8 protein-coding genes are annotated in these 7509 nt (G+C 64.6%); 2 read left to right on the plus strand and 6 right to left on the minus strand.

From position 1 onward, the window contains the following. Positions 1-96: 96 nt before the first annotated feature. Positions 97-333, minus strand: coding sequence for a hypothetical protein (locus CGS25_RS13410; RefSeq protein WP_089033751.1), 237 nt, complete (start codon positions 331-333; stop codon positions 97-99). Positions 334-609: 276 nt separating this feature from the next. Between CGS25_RS13410 and CGS25_RS13415 the strand changes: the two genes are divergently transcribed. Together CGS25_RS13415 and CGS25_RS13420 are read left to right on the plus strand one after the other, a co-directional pair. Further along, on the plus strand, positions 610-1707 hold the full coding sequence (locus CGS25_RS13415) for a lipase family alpha/beta hydrolase (RefSeq protein WP_101675787.1): 1098 nt from the start codon (positions 610-612) through the stop codon (positions 1705-1707). Next, on the plus strand, positions 1704-2345 hold the full coding sequence (locus CGS25_RS13420) for a class I SAM-dependent methyltransferase (RefSeq protein ID WP_232802403.1): 642 nt from the start codon (positions 1704-1706) through the stop codon (positions 2343-2345). Before CGS25_RS13415 ends, CGS25_RS13420 begins: the two co-directional genes overlap by 4 nt. 231 nt (positions 2346-2576) lie before the next feature. Here CGS25_RS13420 and CGS25_RS13425 read toward each other — a convergent pair whose 3' ends face one another. From CGS25_RS13425 to CGS25_RS13445, 5 genes are all read right to left on the minus strand, one after another. Further along, the gene (locus CGS25_RS13425) at positions 2577-3188 is read right to left on the minus strand and encodes a GNAT family N-acetyltransferase (RefSeq protein WP_101675788.1); all 612 of its coding nucleotides are present in this window, start codon (positions 3186-3188) and stop codon (positions 2577-2579) included. Positions 3189-3270: 82 nt separating this feature from the next. Beyond that, entirely contained in the window at positions 3271-4062 is a 792-nt protein-coding gene (locus tag CGS25_RS13430; RefSeq protein WP_332872161.1) for an SDR family NAD(P)-dependent oxidoreductase, read from the minus strand. Continuing rightward, positions 4059-4994: an SDR family oxidoreductase gene (locus tag CGS25_RS13435; protein ID WP_101675789.1), complete on the minus strand. Its 936-nt coding sequence runs from the start codon at positions 4992-4994 to the stop codon at positions 4059-4061. Before CGS25_RS13435 ends, CGS25_RS13430 begins: the two co-directional genes overlap by 4 nt. Beyond that, on the minus strand, positions 4991-5893 hold the full coding sequence (locus tag CGS25_RS13440; protein WP_101675790.1) for a bile acid:sodium symporter family protein: 903 nt from the start codon (positions 5891-5893) through the stop codon (positions 4991-4993). Before CGS25_RS13440 ends, CGS25_RS13435 begins: the two co-directional genes overlap by 4 nt. Positions 5894-5904: 11 nt before the next feature. After that, on the minus strand, positions 5905-7197 hold the full coding sequence (locus tag CGS25_RS13445; RefSeq protein ID WP_089033757.1) for a flavin-containing monooxygenase: 1293 nt from the start codon (positions 7195-7197) through the stop codon (positions 5905-5907). Positions 7198-7509 lie beyond the last annotated feature (312 nt).

A 7509-nucleotide genomic window follows, 5' to 3' on the forward strand; every position in this document is an offset into this window, starting at 1 on the left:
CGACGCCTTGGCGAAAGATCAGCGGGGGCGAGCCACAAAAAAACCGCCAACGGAAACCGCCGGCGGTTTTTTCAGAGCTTTTCGCTGCGACGAAAATTACTTGTCGTCGCCGTCCATGGCGTCGCCCATGTCGCTGGCGGCGTCCTTGGTGTTGTCCGCTGCGTCGTCAAGGCTCTCGCCGGTTTCTTCCATGGGACCCTGGTTGGTCATGTCGTCAACCGTGTTGTCGACTTTTTCGCCTGCTTTTTCCATCGGACCTTGCTGATCACAACCAGCCAGACCGAGCATGGCGCCGAATACCGCGATCACAAACCATTTGCTGAACGTGCGCATAATCACTCCTTGAACGTGTGCTGAAACATTGAGAGCAATCTATCGCCGTAGCACCACGTTGCCAACCAAGCCAGCGGTGATTTTCCCGTATTTTACGAATGCGTTTCCCACCTGTTTACGGATTTTACCGGCTTGTCGGCTTTCGAGGGCGGCGCCTCGCAAGACCCCGCGGGATAGGTACCAGCGCCCTACCTTGGTATGATCGGGACTTGCATCGCAGGCTGTTAAGGAGCCTGCGTCGGCGTTCGGGCGTTTTGCCCATGGCGAGGACCGGCGATGAAAAAAATCAGCCAACAGCTGGGCGGCGTCGCCCAGCTGATAACAACAATGGGCAATGAGGTCACGCAGGTGGCGCAGGATATGCACGGCGCCATCGCCAATCCGTTCGGGGTGCGCGGCCGCGACTACACCGCCGCGCCGATGGTGTACGGGTTGATTCGCTATGGCTTCCGGCAAGCCGGCCAGGCCGCTGCCCTGGCCGGCCTGATCGGGGAGCCGGGCCAGGAGCTGCGCGGCAACCCGGATTTACAGAGCATCGTCAACGGCGTGTTCGGCCAGTTGCTCGCCCAACAGCACAGCCGCTACGCCTTGCCGATGACCTTGCTGCCGGCCCAGGCCACCGCCGGTGAGCGCGACACGCTGATCCTGTTTATTCATGGTTTGTGCATGAATGAGTCGTGCTGGAATCATCCAGCGCAGGCGGAGTTCGTGCGCTGGGCCGAACCGGCGCTGAACGCCCGGGTGCACACCGTGCGCTACAACACCGGCCTGCATATTTCCGACAACGGCCTCGCCCTGGCCGACCTGCTCAACCAGCGGCCGCTGCCCGCGCGCCTGATCCTGGTTGGCCACAGCATGGGCGGGCTGGTGGCACGAAGCGCTCTGCACCAGGGCCGCCAACGCGGCGACGCCTGGGTGCACCGGCTCAGCGAGTTGGCGTGCCTGGGTTCGCCGCACCAGGGCGCGGTACTGGAGAAACTGGGCAACCGCGCCAACCGATTGCTCGGCGTGACACCCTATTCCCGGCCGTTGATGCGGTTGGCCAATCTGCGCTCCGACGGCATCCGTGACCTGCGCTTCGGCTACGTGATCAAGGAACAATGGCATCAGCGCCCGCTGGATGAACCCCGCCCCTACGGCAAAGTGCCGCTGGACGCGACCGTGCGTCAGCTGTTTCTGGCCGGCAGCATCAGCGAGCAAGGCGAGCCATCGCCGCGCGGCGACTGGCTGGTGCGGGTGGACAGCGGCCTGGCCCGGCGTCTGTATGGCGAGGCGCCCAACCTGACCCGCCGGCTGTTCTACCGCATGGGGCACATGGCGATGCTGGAAGACCCGCGCACCTATCAGTGCCTGAAACAATGGCTGGCGCCGTGAGTGAAGCCTGCCGCCTGTGCGGGCACCGTGATTGCGCCGCGTTCGCCAGCGTCGGCGAGCGGCATTACTGGCGCTGCCCGCATTGTTCGCTAACGTTTCTCGGCGCCGCCCAACTGCCTGACCGGCAGGCCGAGAAGCAGCAGTACGATCTGCATGAGAACCACCCGGACGACCCGGGCTATCGACGCTTTCTCGATCAACTGGCCAGGCCGCTTGGCGAGCGCCTGACGCGCGGCGCCCAAGGGTTGGATTTTGGCTGCGGGCCGGGCCCGGCGCTGGCGCGATTGATGGCGGAGCGCGGCTTCGCCACCCGGGTCTACGACCCCCTCTATGCCGACGATCAGCGTGTGCTACGGCAACGCTACGATTTCGTCACCTGCACCGAGGTGCTGGAGCACCTTCACTGGCCGGAAAGAGAATGGGCCACCTTTGCCCGGCTGGTGCGCCCCGGCGGCTGGCTGGGGCTGATGACCCGCTGGCTGATCGACGACGCGCATTTTCCCCACTGGCACTATCGGCGCGACCCCACCCATGTGTGCTTCTGGCAGCCGCGCACCTTCCAGTGGCTGGCGCAGCGGCAGGGCTGGGAACTGGTGGAGATGAACAATCCGGTGGCGCTCTTGAGACGACGGGCCTGAAACGTCGGGGGACCGACGCGCGGGCGCAAGTGGCGGGCTAGCCGGCAACCGCCATGGCGATAATGGCCGCCAGCACCGCCAGGGGCACAATGATAATCAGACCGCGCAGCAGGCGGTCAACGAGGTAAGGCCAATCCATAGTCTTTCCTTGTATCCGGATTGCGACTATAGACGGCCGATGCCCTCGCCCACATGAGGCGAAAATCGTACCCGTGGCGATATTTTACATTTTCACGTGTCGTTCACGGCCACTCGCGCGTCGCGCACCCAGAACGGCAGGGCCTTTTCCGTGGCCTGCGCCTCGCCCACGTCCTTCCAGGCAAAGCGGGCCACCAGGCGCTCATCGCAGCGGTAGCCGCGCCGCTCCCAGAACGGCTCCAGGGATTGGTATTGGCCGGGCCGGCGAGGGTGCGCGAGGTCCCGTTTTACCGCGCAGAAGGTGGTGATCGGCAGCCCGAAGTCCTGGGCGTACAGCTCGCGCAGATCAAAGAAGCGATGGCCCACGCCCTGGCCCCGATACTCCGGCAACAGCACCGACTCGCCGAAATAAAAGACCTGGTCCGGGTCCGGCCCGTGCTCCTGGAACGGCGCCAGGAATTCCGGGTCGGCGTCGCGCAGCGGCAGCGCCGTGGCGGCGCCGACCAGCCGGTTGTACTCCATCGCCAGCACGAACACGCTGCGCTGTGAGCGTGCGTAGCGGTCCAGATAGTCCCGCTCATAGGCCATCGAACCATCGTAAAGATAGGGGAAATCGCGGAATACACGGATGCGCAGATCCGCCAGTTCATCCAGCCATGGCTCAACGGCAATGCCGCTGACCGGTCGAATTTCCACTGTCGACATGGGGCGCTCTCCTCACCTGGGTAAGCCCGATACTACCCCAAGGCAACGCCGCTGCCTGCTGGCAACGTCGCGTTTGCGCCGTTCATTCCAGGTCACTGGCGAAGCGGCGACTCATCAAACGCAGGTAAAGATCCGGCGCAATCCGCCAAAGCAGGCTGGAGAGCAATGTGAAGCGATCCGGAAACAACCGCCGCCGCCGGCGCGCCAAAGCCACCATGATGCGCTCGGCCATCCACTCCGCGCTGCGTATCCGACCCACTGAAGAGCGAGCATGGCGCGCCGGGCGGCCATCGAAGCCCAGCGCGTTGCGCTCGATCGGCGTGCTCAGAAAACTGGGATAGACCATCAACACGTGCGGGCCGCCGGCCCCGCACTCGGCACGCAATACTTCAAAGAACTGCGCCAGCGCCGCCTTGGCGCTGCAATAGCCGGCTCGGCCGATCACCGGCATCCAGCCGGCCATGGAGCCGATATTAACAATACTGCCACCACTGGCGCGCAGCTTGGGCAGGCAGCCGAGTGTCAGTTCCACCGGCGCCTGCCAATCCACCGCCATCACCGCTCGAAACACTTCGGGATCGGTGCGCTCGGCCAATGAACGGTGGGTGATGCCGGCGTTGTTGACCAGCACATCCAGGCGGTCCAGCTCCGTGATGCTCGCCAACAATCCGGCCAGTTGCTGGTGGTCGGTCAGATCAAGGGCGTACCCGGCCACCCGCTCCGGATCGCAGCGGGCAAACCCGGCCACTACCGCCTCCAGCCGCTCGCTGTCACGATCCACCAGAATAACGCCGTAGCCGCGGGTGAACATCACCCGCGCCAACGCCAGCCCAAGACCAGACGCGGCGCCCGTAATTAGGGCGCGCGGGATCACAGGCGGCCCCCGGCACGGGCGTGTTCCACGAACAAGCGAAATACCTGCTCGGAGGTTTTCGCCGGGGTGTAGCCGAATTCTGCTTTGAGGCGGCGGTTGCTCAGTACCGGCCGGTAACGCAGAAAGTTGATCTGTTCCGGTGAATGGCGGCTCAGACCCAGGCGGTGCCCCACCGCCAGGGCGCCACGCAACAACCACGCCGGCACCGTCAGCAGAGGTTTGTCGAGCAGCGCCGCCAGCTCGGCGACGCTGAGCGCGCCGTCACCGGCCAGGTTATAAATGCCCTCGGCGTGGCGCTCGACGCCGGCGGCGATGATCGCCACCACGTCCTGGTCCCAGATGAACACGAACGGCGAAGGCGCCCCGGCGATGGCCAGAATTCTGCGCCGCTCGAACAAGGCGGTGATCTGGTTGCGGGTGCTCTCGCCGAGCACCGTACCGGGGCGCAGAATCAGCTGACGCAGACGCGGATGCCGTTGCCGGTAGTCGGCCAGCAGTTCCTCCACCCGGCGCTTGTGATCGGAATAGGCGAACTCCGGATTGCCGCGCAGCGCATCGTGCTCGTCGATCCACGCCGGGTTATCGGCGTGATAACCGTAGGCGGCGCCAGAGCTGGTCACTACCAGTTGCTCTACGCCGGCGGCCACGCAGGCCCGCAGGACATTGCGGGTGCCGTTGACGTCGATGTCGTAATCGCGCTCCCGGTCACCGGAATCCTCCAGCACCGCCGCCAGATGCACCACCCGTTCAATGCTGCGTTCGCGCATCAGGGTGGCCAGATCGGGATCGCGGATGTCCCGCTGCAGGCAGGCGAACGGCAGGCCTTCGGGCACCTGAACATCCAGGCCCAGAATGTCGTGGTGCACGGCCAGACGCTCACCCAACTGGCGGCCGATGTAACCGGCGGCGCCGGTGATCAGAATGCGGCTCATGGCGCCGGCCTCCCGCCGCCCCGCGACCAGATCAGCGCCAGGGTCAGGCCGGAGATCAAGTGCCATACGCCCCACAGAGCGGCGATCAGAATCATTCCCGAGGCCTGCGGAAAAAAGGTGAACAGAATCGACAGCCCCAGGCCCGAGTTCTGAATCCCCACTTCCAGGGTAACGGCGCGCCGGTCCGCCCGGTTGAGCCCGATGATCACGCCGGCCAGCGCGCCGAGCCCCAGCGCCAGCGCGTTCTGCCCCACCACCAGGGCGAGAATGCGGTCCGCGTTGGCGAGAAAAACATCCATGTTATTGGCGAACGCAATGGCCACGAAACCGAACAGCACCGCCAGGGTGGCCCAGCGCATCGGCTTCTGGGCGCGCTCCGCGAAGCCCGGGTAGCGGCGCCCCACGAACATGCCCACCAACAACGGCAACGCCAGCACCAACACCACCAGCAGCACGATATTGCCCGGTGCCAGGGCGATGTCGGTGACCAGCGCGCGGGTGTTCGGGTTGAGCCAGCCATACAGGGCAAAATTGAACGGCGTGAGCACGGTGGCGGCCAGGCTGGACACCGCCGTCATGCTCACCGACACCGCCACGCTGCCGCGCCCCAGCCAGGTCATCACGTTGGAGAAGGTGCCACCGGGGCAGGCGGCCACCAACATCATGCCCAGCGCCAGCTCCGGCGGCACATCAAACACCCAGGTGAGCAGGCAGGTGGCCGCCGGCAACAGCAGGAACTGGGCCAGCAGACCGGCGATTGGCGCCGCCGGCGTGCGCACCACGCGGCGGAAATCCTCGCCGCGCAGGGTCAGCGACACGCCAAACATCATCAGCGCCAGGATCGCGTTGAGCACCACCAGACTGCCGGCGTTAAAGTGAATCGGGGTATCCGGGCCCATACGGCCTCCTGTTATTGTGGCGGCCGGCGCAGCGCGCGGGCGTGGCCGGCCAGCGCCGCGCGGTAGCTGTCCTTGTGCACGTAATAGGCCATGCGGGGCACGTCCAGATAGCGGTAACCGCCGTCCAGACCGACCCCGGCGCGTACCCGTTTGATCTCATCCAGGGCGCGCGCCGCCGGGTGGTTTTGCTGGCGCGCTTTCAAATACAACGCCACCAGTTCGGCCTGTTCGTTGCGGCCTTCCCAACCCAATCCAGCGGCTTCGATCATGCCCATCATGAACAGGGTGTCGTGGCGCGGGTGGAACACATTGAGGTACAACCGGGGGGCGTCGCCCTGCCAATTGAGCAACGCCCGATCAATAAAGGGGTAATCGAGCTGGTAGCCGGTGGCCATCAGAATCAGGTCGTATTTCGCCTGGCCGCCATCGCTGAAGGTGACCGTGTCACCGGCCACCGAAGCGATCGCCGGACGCGCTGTGATATCGCCGTGACCCAGGTGGTGCAGCACCAGTGAATTGACCACCGGGTGCGATTCGTACATTCGATAGTCCGGGTCCGGCAGACCGTAGTCGCTGGGCTTGCCGACGATCATTCGGATCAGGCGTGCGTCCAGCCACTGCTTTAGCCGGCGCGGCAGCTTCAGCTTGCCGCCAATCGCGTCCGCCGGCCGGCCGCCAATGAACTTGGGCAGAAAGTAATAGCCGCGCCGCACCGACAGATCCACCCGCCGCGCCCGATGCACCGCGTCCACCGCCATGTCGCAGGCGGAGTTGCCGCAACCGACAATCAGCACCCGCTTGTTATCGAACAGCGAAGCATGCCGATAACCGTTGGCGTGCAGCAGTTCGCCGTCGAACGACCCCGGCAGCGCCGGCCGGTTGGGTGTGTGCAAGGTGCCGCTGGCGATCAGCACGCCATCGAATACGCGCTCCTCGCGTTCACCGGCCCGTTCACTCACCACCCGCCAGCGACCCTGGGCCGGGGTCACCGACATCACCCGGCAGCCAAACCGATAATGGCGATAGAGATCGAAATGATCGGCGTAGGCGCGGAAGTAACGCTTCAGTTCGCTGTGGTGGGGGTAGGTGGCGACCGCGCCGTCCATGGGGAACTCACGGAACTCGGTCATGCCCTTTGAGGAAATCAGGTGGGCACTGTCATAAACCGTGCTGTGCGGGTTGTCGATGTCCCACAGCCCGCCCACGTCGTCGTGCAACTCGTAGCCGACGAACTCAAGCCCGTGCTTGCTCAGATTCCTGGCGGTGGCGAGCCCCATGGGGCCGGCGCCGATTACTGCGTACATAGTGGAGTCCGTTGCGCCGTGTTGTTGTTTTTGTGGCCTGCCGTCCCTGCCGGCCACCCTCCGGGCCGTCGCTAACGCGACGTTAAAAATTTCTCCCGGAAATTTTTTATGGCCTGCCGTCCCTGGCGGCCACCCTTCGGGCCGTCGCTAACGCGACGTTAAAAATTTCTCCCGGAAATTTTTTATGGCCTGCCGTCCCTGGCGGCCACCCTTCGGGCCGTCGCTGACGCGACGTTAAAAATTTCTCCCGGAAATTTTTTGTTATGCTCTCTGAAGCACTTGTTCAAAGAAGCACCTGTTGAGTACGGCTTG

Source organism: Alloalcanivorax mobilis, assembly GCF_002864685.1.
GTDB classification, from domain to species: domain Bacteria; phylum Pseudomonadota; class Gammaproteobacteria; order Pseudomonadales; family Alcanivoracaceae; genus Alloalcanivorax; species Alloalcanivorax mobilis.